Raw genomic sequence first — 26,064 nt, forward strand, 5'->3', positions numbered from 1 at the left:
TACGGGGTTGGCCATCACATCAATCGTGGTGAGAAACGCCGCTGCCGCCTACCGCCACAATATTGAACGGTTTCCCTTCTAATGGCATTTCATCCACTTCTTCAAAGCTATTAGCATCGACAAAATGTAGCTTTTCCGCTGCGGGGTCGGTCACCACAATGTTGTCCCCAGCGACGGCAATACGTGGTCGAGGGTCGTTCCAATGGCCGTCCATGGAGTAGGGGCCTGTTAAGCGCAGCGATTGCGTCAGCTCTCCACTGAGCACATCTACCTTATGCAGCTGGCCATCTTCGGTAAACACATAGGCAAAGCGCGGACGAATAGGATCAGTGGCAAAGTGGACGCGGCGAGTAGGCAGCTGCACTAGCTGAAAGCCTTCTTCCCCTTGGGATGGGTCGATAATCACGAGACGATCAGGGCCAAAGTTGCCAATAAAGTATTGCAGCCCTTTACCGCCGAGTAGCGTTGAAGCACTGCCTTCTGGCAGCGAAGCAGGGTAGGCCAGGTGCTCAATCTCAGGTGTGCCGTCTTGAGTTGAAATAATCAGCAGGCCGGTTTGGCACGCCAAGGCATAAAGACTGCCCGAACCCGCCGAACCATGCAGCCCTGGGCAGGCGACGTCTTCTCCAACATGATTGCCTTCAAAGTCTACTACCCGGGCACCAATGGGGCGTTGGGAAGCATCGTCAGGGTTAGCAATCGATACAACGGCGTGATGTTGATAGGGCACTGCAACGCCGTGATGGGCAGCCTCGATGTTAGCTGTACGAATCTCTGGCTGACCCTCAAGCACACTGTTTTCGGTAAAGAAACGCGCCTCATCTTCGCCATCAAACCACTGGGCGATATAGCCCTGCTGTTCCACAAAGTGGGCTGGACGCTCACCCGTTAGCTCTATATCCAGGCGCTCAGGTGCATCGACATCAATATCGGCATGGTCGCCGTGGTCATGAAACGCGATACCGGTATTGATTGCCGAGACGCGGCCTTGGGAGCCTTGAACCGCAAACACCGTCTGGCCGCTGCTGGTACGATGCAGCGCCGCCGGGCCGCTAAGCTCATACGTATCGATCAGCGCTTTTTCAGTGGCATCAATAACACTCACCGTCGGGGACGCTTGGTCCGCGACGAAAAGCCGCCACTCGGTGGCACCCTCATCGTGGGCATAAGCGCTGGTGCTGCCAATAGCGACCGCTAACGCCGCGATTGAGCGGGCCAAAATACGTTTCTTCATAACATCTCCTGAAAACAGAACGTTTGTAGTGCCTTGCTGGGTATAAGCCAAAGCAAGTAAGTGAGAGAGCAAGTAAGCAAGAGCCCCTAAGCAAGAGCCAGCCAGAGGAATTAAGAGTGTCAAAAGGATTAAGGCGGCGTAAGCGCCGACATTAGCGTGGCAACGTTGTAGCGCATCATGGCTTCATACGTTGGCGCTGGCCCCGCTGCGCCAGAAAGCGCATCAGAGTAAAGGGTGCCGCCCATTGGCAGCTCCGCTTCCGTCGCAATCTGCTCTACCAAGCGCGAGCTAGAAATGTTCTCGGCAAACACCGCCGAGACCTGCTGCGCTTGAAGGTCATCGATTAAGCCTGCGACATTCGCAGCGCTGGCTTCAGACTCCGTTGACATGCCTTGAGGGGCGAGAAAGGTGAGGCCGTATGCGTTTTCAAAGTAGCGAAAGGCGTGATGAGCGACCACCGCTGTACGCCGCGACTCAGGAAGAGCGCTTAGCTGCTCGCGGATATCGTCATCAAGTGCTGCCAGTGTGGCCGAGTAGCGCTGTTGATTGGCTTCATATGCACTGCAGCCTGCCGTATCTGCTGCGCAGAATGCCTGGGCGATATTGCTGACATACACCTGTGCGTTGCTAACCGATTGCCAAGCGTGAGGGTCTTCCGGTGCCGCGTGGAACACAGCCTTATCGCCAATAAAATGGTAGTGACCGCCCTGGGGGTCTTGCAGAATCTCAGCGTTGTCCGTCAGCGTGATTATCTCGGCATCGCTGCCGCTGGCCTCAATTAGGCGTGCTAAAAATCCCTCGAACATCAAGCCATTGATCAGCACGATATCTGCCTGTGCCACGGCCTTTACGTCAGCAGGCGTTGGCTCGTACATATGCGTATCTGAATCTGGCCCGACAATGCTGGTCAGCGCGATCCGGTCACCGCCTATTTGGTTAGCAAAATCTTCAATGATGGAAAACGAAGCTACTACCTTTAGTGCGGGTTCGTTGGCCCTAGCAGCGCCTGCGCTGAGCGCAGCCATGCTCACCAGGAGTGGCGTGAATACGGCTCTTAATAATCCCATGATGCTTATCTCAAAAACGGCTTTAATTAAAATACGTTATATCATAACAATATAGGCGTGTGGAAGATTCATTTGTGTGTAATGTCCGTTTGTATTTCAGCAGTGATTTGAAAATAAAAAGCCCTCGCTTTTGTCGCGAGGGCTAATAAACACTCAGCATCGACTGTGCTTACACCTCTTGATACAGCGCGCTGCCTTTCTGGCGAAACTTCTCCGCCTGTTCTTCCATGCCTTTCATGATGGCTTCCTGGTCGCCGTTAAGGCCGTGCTCTTCAGCATACTCGCGCACTTCATGGCTGATTTTCATGGAGCAAAACTTCGGCCCGCACATAGAACAGAAATGTGCCACCTTAGCGGAATCTTTGGGCAGGGTTTCGTCGTGGTATTCGCGGGCGGTGTCCGGGTCGAGCCCCAGGTTGAACTGGTCTTCCCAACGGAATTCAAAGCGCGCCTTGGAAAGCGCGTTATCGCGCCGCTGTGCCGCCGGGTGACCTTTGGCTAAATCTGCCGCGTGGGCGGCAATTTTGTAGGTAATGATGCCGGTTTTTACATCGTCTTTATTGGGCAGGCCCAGGTGCTCTTTGGGCGTGACGTAGCAAAGCATCGCGCAGCCAAACCAGCCAATCATCGCCGCCCCAATACCAGAGGTAATGTGGTCATAGCCAGGGGCGATGTCCGTGACTAGCGGGCCAAGCGTGTAGAAGGGCGCCTCGTCGCAGTACTCTAGCTGTTTATCCATGTTCTCTTTCACAAGATGCATGGGCACGTGGCCGGGGCCTTCAATCATTACCTGCACATCGTGCTTCCAAGCGATATGGGTCAGCTCGCCTAGGGTTTTAAGCTCGGCCATTTGCGCTTCGTCGTTGGCATCGGCGATTGAGCCGGGGCGCAGGCCGTCACCGAGCGAGAACGCCACATCGTACTGCTTACAGATCTCGCAGATTTCCTCGAAGTGGGTGTACAAAAAGCTTTCCTGATGATGGAACAGGCACCACTTGGCCATAATCGAGCCGCCGCGACTGACAATGCCGGTGACCCGCTTGGCGGTCAGCGGCACATAGCGCAGCAGCACGCCCGCGTGAATGGTGAAGTAGTCCACTCCCTGCTCGGCCTGCTCAATCAGCGTATCGCGGAAGACTTCCCAGGTAAGATCTTCGGCAACGCCTTTGACCTTTTCCAGCGCCTGATAGATAGGCACCGTGCCAATGGGCACCGGCGAGTTACGAATAATCCATTCGCGGGTTTCGTGAATATTCTGGCCGGTGGAAAGATCCATAATGGTGTCCGCGCCCCAGCGAATACCCCAGGTCATCTTGTCCACTTCCTCCTCAATAGAAGACGTCACCGCCGAGTTGCCCAGATTGCCGTTAATCTTGACCAGGAAGTTACGCCCAATGATCATCGGCTCGCTTTCAGGATGATTAATATTGTTAGGGATAATCGCCCGGCCCCTGGCAACCTCATCGCGCACAAACTCCGGGGTGATTTCTTCTGGCAGGCTGGCGCCAAAGCTCTGACCTCGGTGCTGATGGCCCAAGATGCGCTCCACCTCTGCGGTGCCCGAGTACTTTGCAGAAAGGGTTTGGCGGCGCTGGTTTTCGCGGATGGCAATGAACTCCATTTCCGGAGTGACAATGCCCTGGCGCGCATAGTAAAGCTGGGTAACGTTTTTTCCTGCTTTTGCGCGGCGCGGCGTGCGGGTTAAATCAAAACGCAGCTGGGCAAGCGTAGGGTCATTAGCGCGGCGCTTGCCGTAATCAGAGGTATGGCCTGACAGGAATTCGGTATCGTCACGCTTTTCAATCCAGGTGCGGCGAAGGGCGGGCAGGCCTTTACGTAAATCGTTATTGGCGGCAGAGTCGGTGTAAGGGCCTGAAGTGTCGTACACCAGCAGCGGCGGGTTTTCTTCATCAATGCCGCTGGTTTTGGTCGGCGAGAGGGAGATTTCCCGAAACGGCACGCGAATATCCGGCCGCGAGCCTTCAATATACACTTTGCGCGAGCCGGGCAGCGGCGCAATGGCAGCGGCATCAACCTGGGCGGTTTCAGCTAAAAAGTGGCTGGTTTTACTGGTGACGGTCTTAGCCGTTAAAGTATTAGTCATTGCGGTCTCTTCGATTGTTGTTGGGAAGAATTAGCGGGACAGGTCTTCGTCTGTTAGCGACAGGCCCATCTGCCAGAAGTCGATTTCCAGGCGGGTAGCATCGCGGAAGATTTTGCTCAGCTCTTTAAAGCGGGCGGGCGACACATCGGCCAGGCGGACGTTGAGCCATTCAAGCTCCGACTGCATAGCTGCCTGGAACTCTTCGCCTTCGTACATGGCAATCCATGCATCAAACGGGTTTTGCGCGCCGCGCAGGGTGGAAGGCTGGGCGTTCAGCCAATTGGCGATTTCGCCATAGCCCACTAAGCAGGGGGTCAGCGCTACGTGCAGATCAAGCAGGTCGCCGCGATTACCGGTATCCAATACGTATCGGGTGTAGGCCAGCGTGGCTCTGGCTTCGGGAAGCTCCGCCAGTTCTTGCTCAGAAATGCCCCATTCCTGGCAAAAGCCCACGTGCAGGCCCAGCTCCACATCGACAATGGCTTTTAAGCCTTCGTGGGCTTGGCGCAAATCCGCAAGTGTTTGGCTTTTATAAGCGGCCAGCGCATAGGCGCGGGCGAAGTGAATCAGAAACAGGTAATCCTGCTTTAGATAGTGGCGAAACGACGCCTCAGGCAGCGTGGCATTACCCAGCTGGCGCACAAAATCGTGCTCAATATAGGCGCGCCAGTCTTGCTGACAGGAGTTGGTAAGATCAGTAAAGCGGTAGCCCATGATGCCTCCGGTGGTAATGATCCGGAGGGTGGGCGAAAAAGATCGAGGGAATGGCGCTGAAGGTGGCGTGCGATCGTGAGAGAGCTAGCCATGGCCATCGCTTGATCCCTACGCCGGTACCCGCGTCGCATCTCATATGAAATACAGCGCATTAGCCGGATCAGGTTCAGCGGGACCAACGCTCGGCATCCTTAAAAGGACAGACCCTGCGCCATCTCAGCCGGATTTCACCGGCACCCCGTCAAGCTGTTCGTTAGCGGAGTGTATGAGGTAGGTGGGAGTGATGCAAGGGAGGAAAGAGCGTTATCCTGTTCAGTCAGGTGGCGCGGCTCAATCGCGAGGTGCTCCAAGAATTGCCTTACCTCTTCACCCGCCATCGTGACAGGGTGGCGTATTCCATGAGAACGAATGAAAAAGCGAATCCAATAGCAATACGTCTTCTCAGTACGAAGGCTATAGCGTTTTACCCGCAAGGTAGCTCGGACCCTATCCATTAGCTTCATGGGGTATCCTTTTGCATTAATTTTAATATGTATTTATATACAGTATTATTGAGAGTAGCAAATCGTGCCAGCACGCGAATTTTGGATAGGTAGCCAAAATTTTCTTTGCTAGCAATAGAATCAATGAGGTAAATTTGATTAGAGCGGCTAGATAACCTCAATGAACGTGCTGGCGCGTTCATTGAGGTTATGCAGTCGGGTTTATAATCACTGTTAGATTTCACTAGGAGGCAACGTGCCACACGACACGGAGAAATACTGGGAAATATTCGAAAGAATGTCCTCCGACGAAATCGCAGAAATAAATCGCCTCAACGATGAAGAGCACCAGAAGCAGGCGAAAGCATTTAAAGAGGGATATCACAAAGGCATTTGTTATCTTTGCAGCAAGCCATTTAAAACCATTAGCAGTGAAAACCCATGTTTGCACTGGCTTTTACGTCAATGCAAATTTAAGAAGAAAGACTTCCCAAAAATATATGCGAAATATGGCTATGGAAATATAGCGGCTTATATTAGGTGGTGCGCAAACCAAGAGCGCCTCTTGTCAAACATAAACGATCTAAAAGACGAAAAACCAGATCGTAAAGTCATATCTTATACAGTTAAGTGGAAAAATATTGACTGGACATTTGATTGCTCAAAGAACGATTTAGAGGGGCATTCTGGCACTGCAATAGACTACCCCCACTACCACTTTCAAATGAGAATAGACGGAAAACAATTTATTAATTTCAATGATTTTCATGTTCCATTTACCGACCATGATATTTTCATACTAAAAACAAGCATAGAACGAGGCGACTGGTTTAAGCAGGACTTCGGCGCAATAGGCTCTGGTATGCAGGATGCTGTAAGCATTGATCTAGACGATATCTTGGAGCATACAACCCCATCAAAAGATGAGGAAAATGCAACATACCATTTCTCCACTATGATAGACGCAAGAGATAATCCTATATCTGGTGAAGAAATTTATGAAATACAAATGGAAGCACAACGAACAGGAAAATCTTTTGCCTTGATCGCTCAGCAACGTTTAACGGGTCGCGCTCAAGTTCAAACCATAGTCAGTCCAGCCGATTCAACCCCTGATATTGCATCCAGAACAGAGCACAAGCGCAGGTAAAATTTAACAACTGATTCAAACCGTTCGCTGCGCTCACTGGGACGGGCTAAAGCCCGCCCCTTAACCAAACGTTAGAACTGCATCTCGCGAAAACCACTTATAGGGAGTTAACATGACAGACGAGAAAGAAAAATCTGAAACAAAGCAGCCAGGTCCGAGGGCGGGGAGAAAACAGATTTCGACAAATGATCTCCCTAAGAAAACGCTGGAGGAATGTCTTGTTGTTATCAAGCCAATTCACGAAATATATGCAGGAGGGTCGGCTACTTGGGATGAGATTGCAGGAGCAATGAATGTTGGTGCAAAGTCTCCTAATACCAAATATCTAATTTGGGGAGCACAAGCTTATGAATTGATTCTTAAAGATGGTGAAAAATTTCAGTTAACTGAAACGGGCCGAAAGCTACTGGCTCCTAATTACCCTGAAGAAAAGTCGGAAGCGGCTATCAAGGCAGTTCGTATACCTACGATACCAAGTAAGTTTTATTCTGATTATGATGGGAAGTTAATTCCAGATGATGAGTTTCTGAATAATGTTTTAGAGAACAGATATACGATTCCTCGTGATCGTGTTGAAGAAGCCAAAAGTATAATTATTTCTAATGCAGAATATGCAGGAATTATACTAGAACATACAGGCGGAAAAAAAACCATTCGGCTGGACGGCGTCGTTCAAAATATCACCAAAAAAGCCCCACAGAATGAAGATAAACAAGGAGTCAAGGAAGAGGCGGAGCTCGATGAAGATGCTGCCTTATCTGAAGACCTGAATGAAAGTCAGGCTAATATTTCTGATGTAGAAAAACTGTGTTTTTATATTACTCCAATTGGTGAGGATTCATCCGCTGAGCGAAAGCATGCGGACATGCTTCTTAAACATCTTGTCGAACCTGCTTTCTCAAAGTTTGGAATCAAGGTTGTACGAGCAGATAAAATAGGAAGGTCTGGGCTAATATCTCAACAAATTTTCGAGCATATAGTTTCTAGTAAATTCTGTGTGGCTGACCTTTCTTTTGGCAATCCAAATGCTTTCTACGAATTGGGTGTAAGGCACATGACAAAACTCCCAACCATTCAAATTATCCGGAAAGGAGACAAAATTCCATTCGACGTAGCTCAGGGAAGAACCATAGTCATCGACGTGTCCGACATTTATACGTTAATGGATAGAATGGAGTCGGCCAAGAATGAGCTAATTGAGCATATAAAAAACTATTTGAGTCCATCAGACAGTAATAGGGGCGAAGATAATCCAATCAGTATCTATCTCCCTGGTCTGCAAGTAAAACTCCCTAAAATTGGTGGATAGTTCTTCTAACAATCGCATGTTGTCGGACTGGTTTTCCGCTGCGCTCCAAACCAGCCGCAAGTGCGGGCGTTAGTTTTAAAGGATGTATATGTTCAGAAAATTAATAAAAACTAAGTCTTTCAGATGTAATGTTGGAATGATTGTACTTGTCTCTTTACTTGCTTCTATCATAGGTATTTCTGCCTACTGTATTCAAGGGAAGACAGCTACGTTAGATTGGTTCAATTTAGCTAACTCTATTTTAAAATTTTCGGCTTGGTTTATGTTTGGTTACGGAACACTTCAAGCTTTTGGTAGAAAAATAGAACATGACAATATTGAGCGTAAAATAATAAAAATTGATCACGAATCTTTAAAGCAGAAAAACAATAATGATAGTGAGGATGGGAATAGTAAAAGAAAAGAAAAAAAGATAAATGAACAAGTTTTGCCAGTATATAAAAAGCAAGTTGATGAATTGGATAAGATTGAAAAAGATAATAACACTACTGTTAAATTATATGTCATCGGTGTCATTATATTTTTCTTTACCAGTTTAGCTGATATTGTTCTCCCTGTATTTTAAAACTAACAAGTTACTCAAACGGACGCTAAATTGTTGGCTAACGCTCGTTCCTCGCAATTTTAGCCAACAATTTAGCGCCGCTTAGTAAAGCGTTATACCTAAATCAAGAACGGAGACCCTATGAGAAAAATAATCATTTTTGGAAACTCTGGTTCTGGGAAATCTACGTTAGCCTAAAAATTTAAAAACCAAGGACTAACCCATCTCGATTTAGATGCTTTAGCGTGGCTGCCTTCGGACCCGCCAGAACGACGGCCGATAGGTCAGGTGTGTGAGCAGATTCAGTCTTTCATTGGTGAAAATAGAGAGTGGGTCGTAGAAGGCTGTTACGCTGACTTGCTTGCGCTGGTCAAGCCGTTTGCAAGCGAATCAATATTTATGAATTTGCCCGTTCATCTTTGCCAGGAAAATGCGAGAAATAGGCCGTGGGAGCCTCATAAATACGCATCAAAAAAAGCACAAGATGATAATCTTCCCATGCTCCTTGGTTGGATTGCGGGATATAGGCGGTAATCGTCAAGTAAGTTGTCGTCTCTGACTATATTTATGCAGCCTTCTTTTCTGGTTCGTTTACCGTCACACTCAGCTCTCTTTCTGGGTTAAGTGATACTGTCTTTACGGGTGTCCAGTTACGTGTGTTGCCGCTCCATCGCGCTGGGTTGGCGTTGCGCGCTGCTCGATTGATTTGATCGCGCTTAATCAGTATTTCCGTGTCCTGACCCGCGTGCCGTTGGGCGGGGGTGACGAGACGGATTCCGCTGTGGCGGTGCTCGTGGTTGTACCACTGAACGAAGCCAGCTACCCATTCCCGTGCAGCATCAACATGGGCGAAGCCCTTCGTTGGATAACAGGGACGATACTTGCACGTACGGAACAGCGACTCTGAGTAAGGGTTATCGTTGCTGACCCGGGGTCGACTGAACGAGGGGGTGATGCCTAGCTCATGCAGTTTCTCTAATAGCGTGGCCCCCTTAAACGGGCTGCCATTATCGGCATGAAGTACCAAGGGCTGATCGACGACCTGCTCGGCCAGCACTGCACGTTCCAGCACCGTGCGGGAGTTATGGGCTGATTCCGCGAGGAAGACTTCCCAGCCGATGATTTTGCGGCTGTAAATATCAAGCATCATGACCAGATAGTAATACTCACCTTTGATGGGGCCACCCAGCCAGGTCGCGTCCCACGTCCAAACGCAGTTAGGCGCCGTCGCCTGATACGTCGTCGGTCGGGCGTGACGCTTCGGCAACTTGGCGCGGCCCCGATGGATCGCTTCTTTGTGTTTATGCAACACGCGATAGAAGGTGGAAGCTGAGGCGAGGTAGCGCGCTTCCTCATCGAACAGTCTTACCACGATCTGTTCCGGCGGCAAGTGGGCATAGTCTGGCCGGTGGCAAATGTCGAGGATTTCCTGCTGCTCTATCGGCGTGAGCGCATTCGCCGGTGTGGGCCGCTCAACTAAAGGCCGCAGGTCTTCGCGAAGTTCACCATCGCGTGTCCAGCGTTGATACGTCCGAGCACTCATGCCCAGTTCACGGCAGGCGGCTGCTAAACGTGCACCGTGAGCACGGGCGTTATCGATCAGCGCAATGGCATGTCGGCGATCAGGGGTGCTAATCATTCGTCCTCGTCCCCCCAGATCGCCGCTGCTTTTTTTCGCAGCGTTAACAAGGCCGCTGTTTCGGCTAACGCACTGTTCTTGCGAGCCAGTTCTTTCTCCAGTGCTTTAATATGTTTGCGCTGCTGTTTGAGCTCATCTGCCTCACGCTGGCGTTCTGACTGTGACAAGCAGGCCGCCTGTTCACAGTCAGAACGCCATTGCTCCAATTGTTCTGGATAGAGGCCGCGACGGCGGCAATACTCAGCCACGTCGTGAGCATTCATTGAGGCCGTCTCAACAACAGCGCTAAATTTATCACGGGAAGACCATCCATCAGCGCCTTTGCCCAAGGCATCTGGTAAACATTTTCCATTAATACGTGCTTCTTTACGCCATTTATAAACCGTGGCTAATGAGATGCCTTCCTGTGCTGCAATCTCATGGGGTGAAAGGGCATGAGGCGGCAGTAATTTGGCCACCACCGCTTGCCGACGTTCATCTGAATAGCGAGGCATGAGTGTCTCCTTTGACCCCCTGATCAATGTTTAAGAAAGAATATCAGAGGGTGCGACACTTATCCTGACACTGGGGGTAGGGAAAGAGATGACGCTCTTTCATACAGTGCGCATAACGCTCTTTTTAAAGGCTTTGAAGGTAGTAAGACAGAGCTAACCTACAATAAAAATGTATAATAATAGGCTCAAAAAGACGCTGAAAAGTGCACTTTTTAAAGCGGCGTTAAATACCAAAAGGGAGATCATTCAGTGGGGTTGAAAGGAAGCTGTTTGTGCAGCGAGATTGGTTATGAAATAGATTCCTTGGATATGCCGATCGTGCACTGCCATTGTCAGACGTGTCGTAAGGCGCACGCGGCCCCATTTGCCTCAACGGCGGGTGTAAAACGCGAACATTTCCGCTGGCTCAAAGGTCTTGAATCTCTTTCAACCTATGAATCATCACCTGGGAAGCTCCGTCATTTCTGTAGGCACTGTGGCTCTCACTTGGTGGCGGAAAGGGTCGCGCAGCCACATGTCATTGTTCGAGTGGCCACGTTGGATGATGATCCTGATTTGAAACCTGAAACGCATATTTGGGTTTCACACGATGTACCATGGCTTGAATACGACAATGTTTGTAAGTACTTAGAATGGAAGAATAATGTGTAACAAGTTGCGGTCTATGGCAGCCGGACGCAGCTGACGTGTCGCCACTATGCTCAGCGTCATGGTTCATGAAATAGCCAGGAGCGGCAGTCGGTCGATTTCTCTCTGCCGCTCCAACCGGTGACTAAGCCCAAGCGCAAGCGCAAGCTATTCAGAGGATACGATGACAGCATTAAAAAATAGCGAGCATTATTTCGACGTTTCGTTTGAGAATCTTTCTTTACCTGATAAGCACTATATCGGCATCGAATTCGAAGATTGCCGGTTCTCCGATTGTGATTTCTCAGCGTCTAAATTTCAGAACTGTAAGTTCACAAGCTGCACATTTGATCGTTGTAATCTCAGCTTGGTTGATTTTTCCAATACAAAGCTATTTGAGCTTGATTTTCAAGATAGTAAGCTGGTTGGAGTTGATTGGACGAAAGCGACGTGGTCAGCTTTCCACTTAGATTTTGAGCTGAGTTTTAAGCGCTGTATTTTAAATGACTCGTCTTTCTTTGGTCTTACCTTGAGTGAGTTGGTTTTTGATGAATGTAAGTTACATGATATTGACTTTCGTGAAGGTAGTTTTGTTAGTTCGAAAATGATAGATAGTGATTTCAGCCGTAGCCTTTTCATGAGAACAAACTTGCAAGAAGTCGATTTTAGCGAGTCAACTGGGTATACCATTGACATACTAGAAAACAATGTCAAAAAGGCTAAGTTTTCACGATATGAAGCGTTAAGCTTGTTAGAAGTCTTAGGTGTTGAGTTGGTTGATTAATTAATAGCCTAAAGCTGTTTCAGTAGGAGTAGTCTGAATTTCTCCAGCTTTGTTAAATTTGGCGTTATGCCCTAAGGCTATGCGATGGATGAATTCGAGATCAGCGTATTAAATCCAGAAGATTGGGTTTTATACAAAATAGTCAGATTGAAATCTTTAAGGGATTCGCCGGATTCGTTTGGGTCCACTTATGAACAGGAAGCCGTATTATCAGATGCTGAGTGGCAGTTACGCCTAGATCTTAAATCACGAGCTCTGGATGCGCTTCCACTCATCGTACAAATTGGCGACCTGCCCGTCGGCCTTGCTTGGGGCGTGGTACATAAGCCTGATGTGGCAACGGCGCATATCTATCAAATGTGGGTTTCGCCAGCGCTAAGAGGAAAGGGCATAGCAATATCTCTTCTTCGGGCAATTAAAGCCTGGGCAATTGGCCAAGGGTGTCATCTATTAGCGCTTGCCGTGACGACAGGCAACGAAGACGCCGTTAACTTATATACATCGTCTGGTTTTATCGCAACAGGGCAGCTTGAAGCGCTGAGAGTCGGTTCGACGCTTTGCGTACAGCCAATGGTGATGAAGCTGGGTAGCGCGCTATAGCCTAACGCTTGGGACTATAAACAACATGATAAGACCGCTGCTATCGATATGCCTGATACTGGTCGCACCCGCCGTTTTATCACAGGAAACTGACCTTTTCCCCAAAACAAAGCCAGTGCCGGCCATTGCGCAGGCTGATTGGGTAGCGTATCGGGATGACTATCAGCAAAGCCCTTTGTGCGATCAGGAAGAGGCCACGCTGAGGAGCTGTGAAGCGGATAATCGTGTGTTTTCGCTCTGCTCGTCGCCTGTGTTAAACCGTACTTCCATAGCGGTAACGGGCCCTGCCCCAGCGGGGCGAAGCAGCGAGATTGAATGCGACGGTAACCAAAAGCTTCAGCTCAACTACACCATGCGCCTCATGCATGATTCAGGCCTCTGGGAACGCTAAATATTAAGGGGATTGCAAGCTAATGCAGGCCAAAACGGTGGCCGCTAGTCAATCAGAGGATGATGTCGGCGTTGTTTTTATCGACAGCGTGTTTTCCGTTTTAACGCTAGCTTCTGTTAGCCTGTCCGGGTTCCTTGGCCCATTGAAGACAGGAGAAAACCAAATGAAACGCCCGTTTATTTCCCCCGTACTATTAGCCGGTTGCACTATTGCAGCAGGCGGTTATGCCAGCAGCGCAGTGGCCAATGACACGCCTGAATATGATGCCGAGCTGTCCGGTTTTGAATACGCTTACCCGGTTGAACGCTTTGCCTTTAGCTCTCAGGGCCAGGAGCTGCAAATGGCCTACCTGGATGTACAGCCTGAAGAGGGCAACGCCAACGGTAGAACCGTGGTGCTGATGCATGGCAAAAATTTCTGCGCGGGCACTTGGGAAGGCACTATTAGCGAATTGCACGAGGCGGGTTATCGCGTCATTGCGCCGGACCAAATAGGTTTTTGCAAGTCGACCAAGCCCGAGCATTATCAGTTCAGCTTCCATCAGTTGGCGTCCAATACTCAGGCGCTGCTGGAAGAGCTGGGCGTTGATAATGCCACCATTATGGGCCACTCCATGGGCGGCATGCTGGCGACACGTTACGCCTTGATGTATCCCGAGCAGACCGAGCAATTGGTGATGGTCAACCCGATTGGCTTGGAAGACTGGAAAGCCCTCGGCGTGCCTTATCAGAGCATTGACGATGGCTATCAGGCCGAGCTTGGCAAAAATGCTGAAGGCATTCGTGCTTATCAGGAGGCCACTTACTATGTGAATACCTGGGAGCCTGAATACGATCGTTGGGTTGAGATGCAGGCAGGCATGTACGCCGGGGAAGATAAAGAACTGGTGGCGTGGAATCAGGCACTGACCTCGGATATGGTTTTCACTCAGCCGGTAGTCTATGAGTTTGACGAGCTTGCGATGCCAACGCTGTTACTGATTGGCGAGAAGGACAATACCGCGATCGGCAAGGCGAATGCGCCTACAGACATTCAAGAGACGCTAGGCCGCTACGATGTGCTTGGCGAACAGGCCGCAGAGGCTATTCCACAAGCGACGCTGGTCGAGTTCCCCGATCTAGGCCACTCACCTCAGATCCAGGAGCCGGAGCGTTTTCATGAGGAGCTGCTCAAGGGATTATCGGACCTTTAACAAGCCCGTTACTCAAAAGCCCGTCATAAAGTAGACGAATCTTGATATGCCGCCACATTGACTCAGCTTGTGTGGCGGTACGTAGAAGCACTGTTAGCCGCCCAGTGGTAAGGCGTTATTGTTGAGGAACATTTTATGACGAAGAAAGTAGTGATGTTTGAATACGAAAAAGAAACTAAAAATAGCGTGCGCTACAAAGAAGTGCCTGATGAAGGAACGGCGCCTATCGTAGGTACGCTGTACGTTCAGAAATGGTTTGCTGGCGACAGTAAATCTCTTGAGATAACGATAGACAAAAAAGACGAATAGCCAGCCATTTTCAATCTTGTGCCTGTTTCTAACTATTTGAAAGACTAGTTGTTCTTCTCTAACGCTAAATAATTGTCTATGCCTGCTATCTGGTCTTCCGCGTGGTGGTTGACGTAGAGCACCGTGGTTTCGAAGCCTTGGCAGATTTTTTCGATCAGAGCCAGGACGAGTTGGCGGTTCATTTCGTCTAGGCCTAGGCAGGGTTCGTCTAGAATCAGCAGAGGCGGGTGCTTGACCATCGCGCGGGCGATGAGTAGCAGGCGCTGGTCGCCGTAAGAAAGCTTGTTAAACGGCTGGTCGGCGCGCTCGGTCATGCCCAGTAGCGCAAGCCACTGATCGGCAATTTTTTTCTGGCTGTCGGTGGACTTGGTGTACATGCCGATGCTGTCGTAGAAGCCAGAAATAATCACGTTTTTGCAGCTGGTGCTAACGCGGTATTCCCATTGCAGGTTAGTCGATACATAGCCGATAAACTGTTTAATCTGCCAGATGCTTTCGCCGTTACCGCGCTGGAATCCAAACACAAAAATATCGTTGGTGTAGCACTGCGGATGATCGCCGGTGATCAACGACAACACGCAGGTTTTGCCGCTACCGTTAGGCCCGCTCAGCTGCCAATGCTGGCCCTGCTCTATGGTCCAATCGAGCTTATCAACAATCACGGTGTCGCCGTATTGAATCGTTGCCTGCGTTAGTTTTACCAATGGCTGGCTTGGATCGAGAGCGGGTAGCTTATGAGTAGGGTCGGCCTCCGGTACGCTTAGATCGGTGGTTTTCAAATGCAGCAACTGATATAGCTCATTGAAGGCGGCCTGGTCCTGACGATCTACCGTGAGCGCTAGGCGCCCCTGGTCGCCCGTCTTTTTACCTTTTCTATTGTCCGCGCTTTTTTTGTCTAGATAGGCCACGTGCGTGATGAAATCCGGCATTTCATCAAAGCGATTCAGCACCATGACCATAGGGACGATGTCGATAACAGAGGCGAGATGTGCTTGCAGCATGGCCAGCGTGGCTACATCCAGGCCATCGAACGGCTCGTCTAAAATAAGTAAATCAGGCTTGTTGGCCAGTGCGCGAATCAGCATGACTTTACGCGATTCGCCGGTGGATAGTTTGCGAAACGCGCGGTCGAGTAGCGTTGTCAGCCCGAACTTTTCTACCAGTTCGCTGGCGAGTTGATGATCTTGGCAATAATCAAAAATCATTTCACTAACGGGCGTGCCGAGTGAAATGACGTCCATAATATCGGCGTCGTCTTTTTTGAGCTCCTGGGCGATAAGCTCCGCCTGGGCTTCAAAAGAGACGATGCCCACGTTGCTGGGCAGCCCCTGAATGCTTCCCCCCGTGATATCGCCAATGCCCGCTAGCGCAGCCGCCAGGGCCGATTTTCCCGCGCCATTGGTGCCCGTAATCACCCAGTGTTGTTCTGGCGTAATGGTCCAATCAATCTCGCTTAGCGTGAAGCGATCATCAAAGCTAACCGTCGCTTTTGTTAAGCGGATAGTGCCTGGGCGGATTAATGGATCCATTACTGTCTTCCTTACGCTGTTCGGTAGAGATTGTTTGAGCACAGAAGGGGCAAAAAAGCCGAGCATATCGTGATGATATCTCGGCTTTTTTTGACGGCTTAGAGTGTGATGACCTGAGCGTCTATCGGTTAATCAGGCGATTAAACGATTTTTTTCATGTCAGCCATATAGCCACGCAGAACCGAGCCAACGGCTTCTACGGGGTGCGCACGAAGGGCGGCATTTACTTCGATCAAGCGTGCGTTATCAACGCCGTTGTCGTCTACAGAAAGCCCTTTACCGATCACGTCGGATTTAATGCCTTTCATAAAGTCTGCCAACAGCGGTACGCAGGCGTGGTTGTAGAGGTAGCAGCCGTATTCTGCGGTATCAGAGATCGTCGCGTTCATTTCATACAACTTCTTACGCGCGATGGTGTTGGCGATGAGCGGCGTTTCGTGCAGCGACTCGTAGTAAGCCGATTCAGCAACGATGCCCGCCGCCGTCATGGTTTCGAACGCAAGCTCAACGCCAGCTTTAACCATGGCGACCATCAAAATGCCGTTGTCGAAGAACTCTTGTTCAGAGATTTCTACATCGCCAGCCGGGGTTTTCTCGAAGTTCGTTTCAGCGGTATCGGCGCGCCACTGGAGCAGATTTTTGTCATCATTGCCCCAGTCTTCCATCATTGTATGAGAGAAGTGGCCACTGATGATGTCGTCTTGATGCTTGTTGTACAGCGGGCGCATGATGTCTTTTAACTCTTCAGAAAGATCAAACGCTTTGATCTTCGCTGGGTTAGAAAGACGGTCTAGCATGTTCGTTACGCCGCCGTACTTCAGCGCTTCGGTAACGGTTTCCCAGCCGAATTGGATCAAGCGAGACGCGTAGCCTGCATCGATACCTTCTTCGATCATTTTGTCGAAGCAAAGCAGAGAGCCCGTTTGCAGCATGCCGCAAAGGATCGTTTGCTCGCCCATCAGGTCGGATTTAACTTCCGCGATGAAAGACGACATCAACACGCCCGCTTTGTGGCCGCCAGTACCTACCGCGTAGGCTTTTGCCAGCGCTAGGCCTTCACCTTTAGGGTCGTTGGCTTCGTGAACGGCGATCAGGGTAGGAACACCGAATCCGCGCACGTATTCAGCGCGAACTTCAGAGCCTGGGCACTTCGGTGCCACCATGATGACGGTTAAGTCTTCGCGAACTTTCATGCCTTCTTCTACGATGTTGAAACCGTGAGAGTAAGACAGGCAGGCGTCTTTCTTCATCATCGGCATAACAGCTGTCACAACCGACGTGTGCTGCTTGTCGGGTGTCAGGTTTAAAACAACGTCTGCAGTGGGGATCAACTCTTCGTAAGTACCCACCACAAAACCGTTTTCAGATGCGTTTTTCCAAGACTGACGCTTTTGCGCAATGGCTTCAGGGCGCAGTGCGTAAGAAACGTCTAGGCCGCTGTCGCGCAGGTTCAAACCTTGGTTAAGGCCCTGTGCGCCACAGCCGATCACTACCATTTTTTTGCCTTTTAGCGCTTCGACGCCATCAGCAAACTCAGCGCTGTGCATGAAGCGGCATTGCGCTAACTGAGCCAATTGCTCGCGCAGCGGTAAGGTATTGAAATAGTTAGCCATCGTTAACATCCTAATGTTTGGTGAGCATAATATTGATATAAAAAAATCGGTGTATGACACGCCGATACTAAGAATTCGGTATTCAAAATGCGTGGCATGGCCGCTCAATATGTAATTCAGCGCCATGTGAGTAAGGCTAATCTATACAAAAGTGACTATTTCTTAAATTGATATATTTGCAATAACACGTCCCGTTTTATGCAACGATAAGATAAGATGCCGCTTATGAATTTTAAAATCTTAAAACAATTTCTCGCGCTGGCGGAAACGCTGCATTTCGGGCGTGCCAGCGATGAGTGCTATATCAGCATTTCTGCGCTGTCGCGTAATATTCGTCATTTAGAAGATGAGCTGGGGGTGCCGCTGTTTAATCGCGACAATAGAACCGTAGCGCTGACCCAGGAAGGCCAGAAGTTTCTTAACTACGCGCGCGATACCAGCAGCCAGTGGAATCTTATCCGCCATGAGTTAACCGACAACTCTGATCAGTTAAGCGGTGAAGTCAGCCTGTACGGTTCCGTCACCGCTAGCTACAGCTTTCTTTATGAGCTGCTGCGCCGCTTTCGAATTGCCTATCCTGCGATTGAAATCAAGCTGCGCACGGGGGATCCAGAGCACGCGATTGCGCATGTTTTAGATGGTAAGGAAGACCTCAGCATCGCCGCACGACCCGCGAACTTACCTCGTGGGCTGGCCTTTAAGCCCATTGCTACATCGCCGTTGCTGTTTATTGCGCCGCTTGAGCAGCAGGTTCCGAATGTTCCCACCAACTCGCCAACGGCACCGGAAGAGTGGGCGAGCATCCCGATGATTTTATCTGAAAGCGGGGTCTCAAGAACGCGCGTAGATGAATGGTTTCGCCAACGGGATATCGCCCCGCGCATTTATGCACAGGTCACGGGTAATGAGGCGATTGTGAGTATGGTGAGCTTGGGCTTTGGGATTGGCGTGGTGCCAAAAATTGTGCTTGATAACAGCCCGCTGATGGACCGTATCCGGGTGCTCGACGTGACGCCTAAGCTGGAACCCTACGATATTGGCTTGTTTACGTTAAAGAAGAACTTAAAAAATCCACTGGTGGATGCATTTTGGAGCTTGATGTAGATCTAGCTATAGCCCTGGAATAGATATGAATCTGACAAAGATAGGAATTTGAAATAGAGACAAATCTATAAGACGCGGCAGTCCCTTGCCGTGTCTTGTTCCCTTACCGCTTTAACGGTGCTAACCGTCTTTTAATCGTTATTTCACACCAGCTCGCGTTTGTCGCGTCGTGCAATGCGGATGTCTTTAACGGTGGCGATGCCGATAACCGCGAAAATGGCGAGGGTGATTAACGGCCAGATCAGTACATATAGCGCCAATATTAAGGTTTGCATATTCACTCCTATTGTCTAGCGGGTGCGCTAGTGCACACCCCATAATTAACATGGCTCTCGCGATGCGAAGGCCTTAAGCCTGAACAGCAGGCTTGGCCGGGTCATAGTTGATGACCTTCTGATCGATCTTCGTAAAGTCGAACTTGCTAGAACTCAGCAGGCTGATGCCGATGCACACAAGCGTACTGACGCCGTAGGCCATTAAGGAGGCCAGCAGCACCGTGTAGTCGCGCAGGAAACCCACACAGAAGTAGGCCAGTACGACGGCGCTGAGTGCGCCAACGACCAAGCCGACTCGTCTGCCGCAGAAGCCAAAGGCCATTAGGCCCAGCACCACGCCACCGCCAATGGCCGCAAGCAACTCGAACAGCCCCGCGGTGAGGCCGACCATCGGCACTAGCTCAAAGCGGGCGACGCAGAACATCACCAGGCCCGCGATGACCGCTGCGGTGAATGCCGTATTGGTAACTCGGCTCCAAAAGCAGCTGGCGATAACCGGGAACACAATGGCACCCCAGAGTGCGCCGACAAACACCAGCAGAATCAGAATATCCATCGAGAAGCTGGCCAGAATCACGCCGATCAGCGTGGCAACGATCATTGTCAGCCTGCCAATAAACAGCATCTTGGTGGGATCAGGTTTGTTTTTGGCGATGTTCTTGCCGTACACATCGGCCATCACAATGGCTGACATGGCGGAAAGATCCGAGTCGGCGGTAGAGGAGAGCGAACCGATGACGAGAATAAAGAACAGCCCAATAAATACCGGTGACAGATACATCGACACCATTTGCGGTATCAGGTTGTTCATATCGCCATCGATAGGCTCCATGCCGGTCATCAGCGCCATCAAACCAATCATGCCTAAACCAATAACAATCGCACCGTAGCCAATCGTCGCGGTGATAAAGGTCGGTTTGATATGATCTTCACGCACGGCGAATAGCCGCTGGGAAATAGTCTGGTTGCCAATGGCGTAGGCCAGCACGGCGACGAAGAAGGGCGCACCCTGATTGAGAATCGCGTCCATCGAGAACAGGTTTGCCTGCTCTGGCGTCAGTAAGCTCATGCCATCGGCTAGCGTTTGCGGGCCACCGAGCGCAAACATGACCGCTGGGATGATTAGGATAGCCACGGCCATCATCGCCATCAGCTGGGCAAAGTCGGTGAGCACCGACGCGCGAAAGCCCGACCACAGCGTATAAGAAAGCACGCCGACACCGGCAATCACAACGCCCGCTTGGAACGACAGCGGCGAGAGCACCGAAACCAGTGCGCCTGATGCCGTGAAGTTGACCATCAGACTAATGATGCTGCCCAGAATGTTTGAAGAAGCGAGAATTAGCTGGCTGGAAGAACCGTGCCGCGCATGAATCAGCTCACCTAAGGTGTGCGCATTGGGAGCCAACTTGCGAAAGCGCCGCCCGAAGGGGTAGATGAACAGAATCATCAGCGCGCCCCATAGCCCATAATGCAAGGGGCCTGAAATGCCGTAGGTATAGCCCGAGGTGGCGGCACCGTAGAAGGACGCAGCCCATATCCAAGTGGCGGTCATACTGGCGGCACCTAGGCCAAAACCGATTTGATGGTTAGATACCATAAAGGCGTCGGTATTTTCCTTTTTCTTTTTGATGAGCAAGGTCAGCAGGTAAGTGCCGCCATAAAAGGCCGCCAATAAGGCGAGCACGGTCAGCGTAGAGAACTGATAGAAACTTTCTTCGTTCATTGAATACCCATAGGCTTTGCAGCCTTAGCATCCTTATATAGCAACCCACACTCCATTCTCGGAGCGGCCGCCACAGGAAGTAAGCAAAAAACAGAACATCTTTCTAGTTATGTCTGTAGCGAGATGAGACTGCGGTTAGCCGTCTGGTAAAGCAATATCCGGCGTTGGAGACGCCGTCGTAAGGGAGCCAGATCAATACCATCAGTGAGCTGTTATAAGCCACTTTAGGGATCGAGCCGGTGGCGCATTCTACTCTTTTAAGCCCGAACAGTACAGGTTGGCACCCTAGCGGGGCCAGTGTTCAAGGGGCTTGAGTGATGGGAGGAACTTGCGCGCAGGTATGTATCGAAAGGCTGGTTAGACCGGCTATCGCTGGCGGTGGCCGGCTTTTAAGTGACGTGCAATGGGCGGCCTTGGCGTGCTGAAGTGATTTAAAAAATAGCAGTATGCTGAGCCAATACCGCCAGCCCAATGCCAACTAATACAACGCCGCCGATTAACTCTGCCCAGTGGCCTACAAACTTGCCGAGCCTGTGGCCCAGTAGCGTACCCATTGACGCCATGACCGTTGTGGCAAGGCCAATGGCAAAACTAGTGGCGATAATATTGGCATCGATAAAGGCAAGGCTTGCGCCGACCGCCATCGCATCAATGCTGGTCGCGGTGGCGGTGATGATTAATAGCCAGAGCGTTTGTTTGCGATGCTCTACTTTGCCGTCTTTTTTGAGCCCGGCGACAATCATATGTAGACCAATCACCGAAAGCAGGGTGAACGCCACCCAGTGATCCCAGGCCTGCACATACTGCTGCGATGCCTTGCCCGCCGCCCAGCCGAGCACCGGCGTGATGGCTTCAATAATGCCAAAGACCAGGCCAATACCGATCGCATGGCGAAAGGTTGGTTTCTTAAGCGCTGTGCCTTTGCTGATGGAGGCAGCGAAGGCATCCGCTGACATTGAGACGGCCAGGAAGAGCAGGGTGATTGGTGTCATGACTTAACAACTCTTTTTGAGTAGGCGCTTTAGCAATAGAAACTCAAGCAATAAAAGCGCTAGCTGAAACAACTACTGCGTACTGCGTATGTGTCTACTGACGAGAATGGCGATAGGGCCATACCTGAGTACAAAAGTCGGGTATTCAATAGCGGTGAATCCTAGCACGCTTTAATGATTAAAAAACTGTAATGATTAAAAAATAAAGTTCGTAATGGTGAACTAACATAGCCTTTGCTAACAATGTGTGTGCTGGCTGATTATGTTGGTTTTTTTTAAATTTTAGTGATGGATTTGTCTATTCGATAGGCCGTTATTTTTAGTTTATGGCCCTTTTTTTACGCTGAAGTTGTTCTCTTTTTGGACATTTTTTTACCATTTTTTTTGGCGCTTATATCGACGCTTCGAGAGGTTTAAAAATACGCTCCCTGCAATGTGTTTATAGAGTTTATGAATAGATTGGTTGTCCCGTCAGGCTCTGTTTAATGCCATCGTTTTCCTTTTTATCGACGGCTTGAGCGAAGAAATTTATTTCCCTTGACGGAGCAATATTTTGAATATATAAAAAATTATTCTAATAATTTGGCCTGAAGGAAAATAAATTGCTTATTGATCGCTTTGACTTAAAAATTCTTGAACAGCTTCAGCATGATGATAGTCTTTCTATTGCGCAGCTAGCAGAAGGGATTGGGTTGTCGATAACGCCGTGCTGGCGAAGAATTCAGCGTTTAGAAAAAGACGGATTTATAGAAAAAAGAATTGCCGTTCTCAACCCTGAGAAACTAAATCTTCGTCTTGTTGTGTTTGTCATGATTAAAACAGATAAACATAACCAAGCCTGGCTAGATACATTTCAGGAAGCTGTTCAGTCTTTTCCTGAAATTATGGAAGTTAATCGTTTGGCCGGTGAGTATGATTATTTGCTTAAGGTCATTACGCGCGACAATCAGTCTTTCGATGCCTTTTATAAAAGGCTAATTTCGACAGTAGAGTTAAGCAATGTCACATCATGTTTTTCAATGGAACAAGTCAAAAAAACCACCGAGTTGCCTCTCGGACAATTCTCCTGAGTGGGTAGCATTTCTTCGCGATGACGTGATAGGCGAAGGCACGTCTATTCCTACCGCGTTTGGCATGCGCCCGCTGCTTTATGCTGATTACACGGCTTCAGGGCGTGCGTTAGGTTTTGTTGAAAACGCCGTTTACCAGCAGCTGCTACCGTTTTATGCCAATACGCACACCGAAACTTCTTATACCGGCAAAGTGACCACTCGCTATCGCGAGTCAGCCCGCCAAGTGGTGGCCCACGCTGTTGGGGCTAATGACGACTATGCGGTGCTGTTTGCAGGTGCCGGGGCAACGGCAGCGATTGACCGCTGCTGTAAGATTTTAGAGCTACAGCCGCGGGAGGATACGTCGAGTGACGTTAGGCCGGTGATTTTTATCGGGCCTTACGAGCATCATTCCAACGATCTTATCTGGCGAGAATGCGATGCCGACTTGGTACGTATTTCGCTAGGCTCAGATGGCCTTATATGCCTTGAAGAGCTAGAGACGCAGCTAAAGCGCTACGTTGACCGGCCGCTAAAAATTGCCGCGTTTTCGGCAGCCTCTAACGTAACCGGCATCAAAACTGACGTTTCGGCTATCGCCATGCTGGTGCATCGTTACGATGGGCTGGCGCTTTTTGACTATGCCGCCAGCGGCCCTTACGTCGAGATTAATGTGGCGGGCACCGGAAAAAATGATCACCTGGACGCGGTGTTTGTCTCGCCGCATAAATTCATAGGTGGGCCGGGTAGTTCAGGCGTATTGGTGATTAGAAAAGCGCTGTGCCGTAACGCCATACCCTCGGTTGCAGGCGGCGGCACGGTGTCTTATGTCACCGCGACCGAGCACCGCTATGTGAGCGATATTCAGCGACGGGAGGAGGGCGGCACTCCGGATATCTTGGGCAACATCCGAGCGGGCCTTGCCTTTCGCGTTAAATCGCTGGTCGGGGTGGATTACATTGAAGCGCAGGAAAAAGCCATGATAACGATGGCCATGGCGCGCTGGTCAACGCTTGATAACTTAACGCTTTTGGGGCCGGTGGATGCGCCGCGGCTGTCTATTTTCTCTTTTAACATTCGCGCCGGGCAGCGTGATATCCACCATAATCTCATCGTTGCCATGCTCAATGACCTGTTTGGCATTCAGGCAAGAGGAGGTTGTTCGTGTGCAGGCCCTTATGGTCATGAGCTGCTTTCAATTGATGCGGACACGGCGTTAGAGCACGAACGCTTAGTCCAAAAAGGTCGAAGCTTATATCGTCCAGGCTGGGTAAGACTCGGATTTCATTTCTTTTTTAGCAATGAGTCGGCTAACTATGTAATATCTGCCGTCGAGTTTATTACACGTTACGCAGCGGTATTGATGAAGCTCTACACCGCCGATGAAAAATCCGGTGTGTGGACCGTTCGCCAACACCTGGTGGAAAATCAGCCCAGCATGCCGGCAATCTCTCTGGACGCGCTTTTCACCCAGGCGAGCTCTGCATCAGAGGCCACGTTCGAAGAAGGCGAGGATTACTTCGCTAAGGCGCGGGATATAGTTGCGTTGGCAGAACAGGCCGACCTGCCCGCAAGCACCGCTAGCTCAGATGAACCTATCCGTTGGTTTTGGTGGCCTCATGAAGCAGACAAGGCCATGCAGTCCCAGATTGAGATGACGCAATGACAGTAAATTCTTCCTCCCCCTCGCTGGCTGGCGCTGGTCTTGAAGCGCTGAATGAACGCGTCCGCTATGACTTGGCGTGTTTAAATCTGCCCCGTGAAAACTGGGTGCCTAGCCGAGCCGCTCACGATGGCCGACATGTTTATGATGTCGTCATCATTGGCGGCGGGCAGTGCGGTATGGTCGCAGCGTTTGCACTATTATCTGCGGGTATTCGGAATATTCGTATCTTCGATCGCAATGACGCGGGTCTTGAAGGGCCATGGATGAACTATGCGCGAATGGAAACGCTACGTTCGCCTAAAACGCTACCTGGCCCTAGCTATGGATTCGCGTCGCTGACATTTCGCGCCTGGCATGAAGCTCAGTTCGGTAACGAGGCATGGGAAGCATTGGATAAAATTCCCCGCCCCATGTGGATGGACTATTTATGCTGGTATCGTCAGGTGCTGGCACTGCCGGTCGATAATAACGTTAACGTTGAGCATGTTAAGCCAGAAGGCGATTTATTGAGCCTTGAGCTTTCCGGTACCGGTGCCAGCGGCGGGTCGGTGCTGACCCGTAAGCTCATCATGGCGACCGGGCGTGAAGGCACCGGTGCACCCAAAATTCCGGGTTTTGTGGCCACCTTGCCTGAGCGGGTTTGGGCGCATACCGCAGATGATATCGACTTTACTGCGTTAAAAGGCAAGCGGGTTATTGTCGTAGGCGTGGGCGCATCGGCCATTGATAATGCCGCCGAAGCGCTTGAGAACAGCGCGCAATCGGTGCGCTTTCTGATTCGCCGTCCGCAAATGCCCACCGTCAATAAAATGATGGGTATCGGCTCGTTTGGCTTCACTCAAGGCTATGCCGGTTTGAGCGACGACTGGCGTTGGCGCTTTATGCATTACTCCTTTATTACCCAAACGCCGCCACCGCGTGGCTCGACCTTGCGCGTTAGCCGTCATGAAAACGCCTATTTTCATTTTGACTGCGGTGTCCGTTCAACACGAATGGATGGCGATGAAGTTGTGCTCGAAACGCAGCAGGGCGAGGTTCGCGGCGACTTTCTGATTATGGGGACCGGGTTTGAAGTCGACCCCTTGGCCCGCACGGAATTAGCGGGTTACGCCGACCGTATTCTGCTGTGGCGCGACTGCTATCAGCCGCCGCGTGAGCTTGAGGACGACGAGCTGGGAAAATTCCCGTATGTCGGGCGCGACTTCGCCTTTCAAGAGCGTGAGCCCGGTTCAGCGCCATGGTTACGCCACATACACTGCTTCAACTACGGTGCGTCCGTCAGTCTTGGCAAGGTAAGTGGCGATATTCCGGGCATTAGTGAGGGAGCCAGCTGGCTGGTTAACGCCATCGCTGCGTGTTTTTACCAGCAAGACGTTGAGCGCCACTGGCAGCAGTTTCAGGACTATGACACCCCGGAACTCCAGGGCGACGAGTGGCAGGCATCGCCGCTGCCGTCACCGTTTTAAG

24 protein-coding genes and 1 riboswitch are annotated in these 26,064 nt (G+C 50.4%); of the genes, 13 read left to right on the top strand and 11 right to left on the bottom strand.

Annotated features, from left to right (window positions below):
* Positions 1 to 19: 19 nt before the first annotated feature.
* The 5 genes from aztD to KUO20_RS04075 form a co-directional block, all read right to left on the bottom strand.
* Entirely contained in the window at positions 20 to 1,234 is a 1,215-nt protein-coding gene (gene aztD, locus KUO20_RS04055) for a zinc metallochaperone AztD (RefSeq protein WP_235041629.1), read from the bottom strand.
* A gap of 128 nt (positions 1,235 to 1,362) precedes the next feature.
* Positions 1,363 to 2,301 carry a metal ABC transporter solute-binding protein, Zn/Mn family gene (locus KUO20_RS04060; RefSeq protein ID WP_235041630.1) on the bottom strand — a complete coding sequence of 313 codons (939 nt, stop codon included), beginning with the start codon at positions 2,299 to 2,301 and terminating at the stop codon, positions 1,363 to 1,365.
* 169 nt (positions 2,302 to 2,470) lie between these two features.
* Positions 2,471 to 4,405, bottom strand: a complete 1,935-nt coding sequence (gene thiC / locus KUO20_RS04065; protein ID WP_235041631.1) for a phosphomethylpyrimidine synthase ThiC — start codon at positions 4,403 to 4,405, stop codon at positions 2,471 to 2,473.
* A gap of 30 nt (positions 4,406 to 4,435) precedes the next feature.
* A complete protein-coding gene (gene tenA, locus KUO20_RS04070; protein ID WP_235041632.1) occupies positions 4,436 to 5,119 on the bottom strand; it encodes a thiaminase II in 684 nt (227 codons plus the stop codon).
* An 88-nt stretch (positions 5,120 to 5,207) separates the two neighbouring features.
* A riboswitch (TPP riboswitch) is annotated at positions 5,208 to 5,370 on the bottom strand.
* The gene (locus KUO20_RS04075; RefSeq protein ID WP_337926481.1) at positions 5,347 to 5,622 is read right to left on the bottom strand and encodes a site-specific integrase; all 276 of its coding nucleotides are present in this window, start codon (positions 5,620 to 5,622) and stop codon (positions 5,347 to 5,349) included. It overlaps the preceding riboswitch by 24 nt.
* Positions 5,623 to 5,857: 235 nt before the next feature.
* Here KUO20_RS04075 and KUO20_RS04080 point away from each other — a divergent pair, with 235 nt between their 5' ends.
* From KUO20_RS04080 to KUO20_RS04090, 3 genes are all read left to right on the top strand, one after another.
* Positions 5,858 to 6,751, top strand: coding sequence for a hypothetical protein (locus KUO20_RS04080; RefSeq protein ID WP_235041634.1), 894 nt, complete (start codon positions 5,858 to 5,860; stop codon positions 6,749 to 6,751).
* Positions 6,752 to 6,863: 112 nt separating this feature from the next.
* Positions 6,864 to 8,060, top strand: coding sequence for a hypothetical protein (locus KUO20_RS04085; RefSeq protein ID WP_235041635.1), 1,197 nt, complete (start codon positions 6,864 to 6,866; stop codon positions 8,058 to 8,060).
* Positions 8,061 to 8,148: 88 nt separating this feature from the next.
* Positions 8,149 to 8,625 (top strand): hypothetical protein, encoded by a 477-nt coding sequence (locus KUO20_RS04090; protein ID WP_235041636.1) that lies wholly within the window; start codon positions 8,149 to 8,151, stop codon positions 8,623 to 8,625.
* A gap of 544 nt (positions 8,626 to 9,169) precedes the next feature.
* On the opposite strand, the gene KUO20_RS04095 is transcribed toward KUO20_RS04090, so the two are convergent.
* A protein-coding gene (locus tag KUO20_RS04095) for an IS3 family transposase (RefSeq protein ID WP_235040485.1) occupies positions 9,170 to 10,737 on the bottom strand; the annotation gives its coding sequence in 2 pieces (ribosomal slippage) (positions 9,170 to 10,272 and positions 10,272 to 10,737; 1,569 coding nt in all).
* A gap of 309 nt (positions 10,738 to 11,046) precedes the next feature.
* Between KUO20_RS04095 and KUO20_RS04100 the strand changes: the two genes are divergently transcribed.
* The 6 genes from KUO20_RS04100 to KUO20_RS04125 all read left to right on the top strand — a co-directional run bounded on the left by KUO20_RS04100 (position 11,047) and on the right by KUO20_RS04125 (position 14,640).
* On the top strand, positions 11,047 to 11,388 hold the full coding sequence (locus KUO20_RS04100; protein WP_235042414.1) for a GFA family protein: 342 nt from the start codon (positions 11,047 to 11,049) through the stop codon (positions 11,386 to 11,388).
* Positions 11,389 to 11,548: 160 nt separating this feature from the next.
* Positions 11,549 to 12,148: a pentapeptide repeat-containing protein gene (locus tag KUO20_RS04105; RefSeq protein ID WP_235041637.1), complete on the top strand. Its 600-nt coding sequence runs from the start codon at positions 11,549 to 11,551 to the stop codon at positions 12,146 to 12,148.
* A 147-nt stretch (positions 12,149 to 12,295) separates the two neighbouring features.
* Positions 12,296 to 12,748 carry a GNAT family N-acetyltransferase gene (locus KUO20_RS04110; RefSeq protein ID WP_235041638.1) on the top strand — a complete coding sequence of 151 codons (453 nt, stop codon included), beginning with the start codon at positions 12,296 to 12,298 and terminating at the stop codon, positions 12,746 to 12,748.
* Between the two features lie 25 nt (positions 12,749 to 12,773).
* Positions 12,774 to 13,139 carry a hypothetical protein gene (locus KUO20_RS04115; protein WP_235041639.1) on the top strand — a complete coding sequence of 122 codons (366 nt, stop codon included), beginning with the start codon at positions 12,774 to 12,776 and terminating at the stop codon, positions 13,137 to 13,139.
* A 163-nt stretch (positions 13,140 to 13,302) separates the two neighbouring features.
* Positions 13,303 to 14,331 carry an alpha/beta fold hydrolase gene (locus tag KUO20_RS04120; RefSeq protein WP_235041640.1) on the top strand — a complete coding sequence of 343 codons (1,029 nt, stop codon included), beginning with the start codon at positions 13,303 to 13,305 and terminating at the stop codon, positions 14,329 to 14,331.
* A 135-nt stretch (positions 14,332 to 14,466) separates the two neighbouring features.
* The gene (locus KUO20_RS04125; RefSeq protein WP_235041641.1) at positions 14,467 to 14,640 is read left to right on the top strand and encodes a hypothetical protein; all 174 of its coding nucleotides are present in this window, start codon (positions 14,467 to 14,469) and stop codon (positions 14,638 to 14,640) included.
* Positions 14,641 to 14,684: 44 nt separating this feature from the next.
* Here the strand turns inward: KUO20_RS04125 and modF are convergent, their stop codons facing one another.
* Both modF and ilvC read right to left on the bottom strand, forming a co-directional pair.
* Positions 14,685 to 16,169 (bottom strand): molybdate ABC transporter ATP-binding protein ModF, encoded by a 1,485-nt coding sequence (modF, locus tag KUO20_RS04130; protein WP_235041642.1) that lies wholly within the window; start codon positions 16,167 to 16,169, stop codon positions 14,685 to 14,687.
* Between the two features lie 140 nt (positions 16,170 to 16,309).
* Positions 16,310 to 17,782: a ketol-acid reductoisomerase gene (ilvC, locus tag KUO20_RS04135; protein ID WP_235041643.1), complete on the bottom strand. Its 1,473-nt coding sequence runs from the start codon at positions 17,780 to 17,782 to the stop codon at positions 16,310 to 16,312.
* Between the two features lie 225 nt (positions 17,783 to 18,007).
* Here ilvC and ilvY point away from each other — a divergent pair, with 225 nt between their 5' ends.
* Positions 18,008 to 18,886, top strand: coding sequence for an HTH-type transcriptional activator IlvY (ilvY, locus tag KUO20_RS04140; protein WP_235041644.1), 879 nt, complete (start codon positions 18,008 to 18,010; stop codon positions 18,884 to 18,886).
* 143 nt (positions 18,887 to 19,029) lie between these two features.
* Here ilvY and KUO20_RS04145 read toward each other — a convergent pair whose 3' ends face one another.
* The 3 genes from KUO20_RS04145 to KUO20_RS04155 all read right to left on the bottom strand — a co-directional run bounded on the left by KUO20_RS04145 (position 19,030) and on the right by KUO20_RS04155 (position 21,879).
* A complete protein-coding gene (locus KUO20_RS04145; RefSeq protein ID WP_235041645.1) occupies positions 19,030 to 19,161 on the bottom strand; it encodes a putative transporter small subunit in 132 nt (43 codons plus the stop codon).
* Between the two features lie 73 nt (positions 19,162 to 19,234).
* Positions 19,235 to 20,887: a sodium:solute symporter family protein gene (locus tag KUO20_RS04150; protein ID WP_235041646.1), complete on the bottom strand. Its 1,653-nt coding sequence runs from the start codon at positions 20,885 to 20,887 to the stop codon at positions 19,235 to 19,237.
* A 431-nt stretch (positions 20,888 to 21,318) separates the two neighbouring features.
* Complete coding sequence (locus KUO20_RS04155) at positions 21,319 to 21,879, bottom strand: manganese efflux pump MntP (RefSeq protein ID WP_235041647.1); 561 nt, start codon at positions 21,877 to 21,879, stop codon at positions 21,319 to 21,321.
* Between the two features lie 602 nt (positions 21,880 to 22,481).
* Here KUO20_RS04155 and KUO20_RS04160 point away from each other — a divergent pair.
* The 3 genes from KUO20_RS04160 to KUO20_RS04170 are packed head-to-tail and all read left to right on the top strand — an operon-like array spanning position 22,482 to position 26,063.
* A complete protein-coding gene (locus KUO20_RS04160) occupies positions 22,482 to 22,949 on the top strand; it encodes an Lrp/AsnC family transcriptional regulator (protein WP_235041648.1) in 468 nt (155 codons plus the stop codon).
* Entirely contained in the window at positions 22,879 to 24,597 is a 1,719-nt protein-coding gene (locus KUO20_RS04165; RefSeq protein WP_235041649.1) for an aminotransferase class V-fold PLP-dependent enzyme, read from the top strand. Before KUO20_RS04160 ends, KUO20_RS04165 begins: the two co-directional genes overlap by 71 nt.
* Positions 24,594 to 26,063, top strand: a complete 1,470-nt coding sequence (locus KUO20_RS04170) for an NAD(P)-binding domain-containing protein (RefSeq protein WP_235041650.1) — start codon at positions 24,594 to 24,596, stop codon at positions 26,061 to 26,063. The genes KUO20_RS04165 and KUO20_RS04170 overlap by 4 nt, the downstream gene beginning before the upstream one ends.
* Position 26,064: the final 1 nt, after the last annotated feature.

It is taken from the genome of Vreelandella profundi, from assembly GCF_019722725.1.
In the GTDB taxonomy this organism is placed as follows: Bacteria; Pseudomonadota; Gammaproteobacteria; order Pseudomonadales; family Halomonadaceae; genus Vreelandella; species Vreelandella profundi.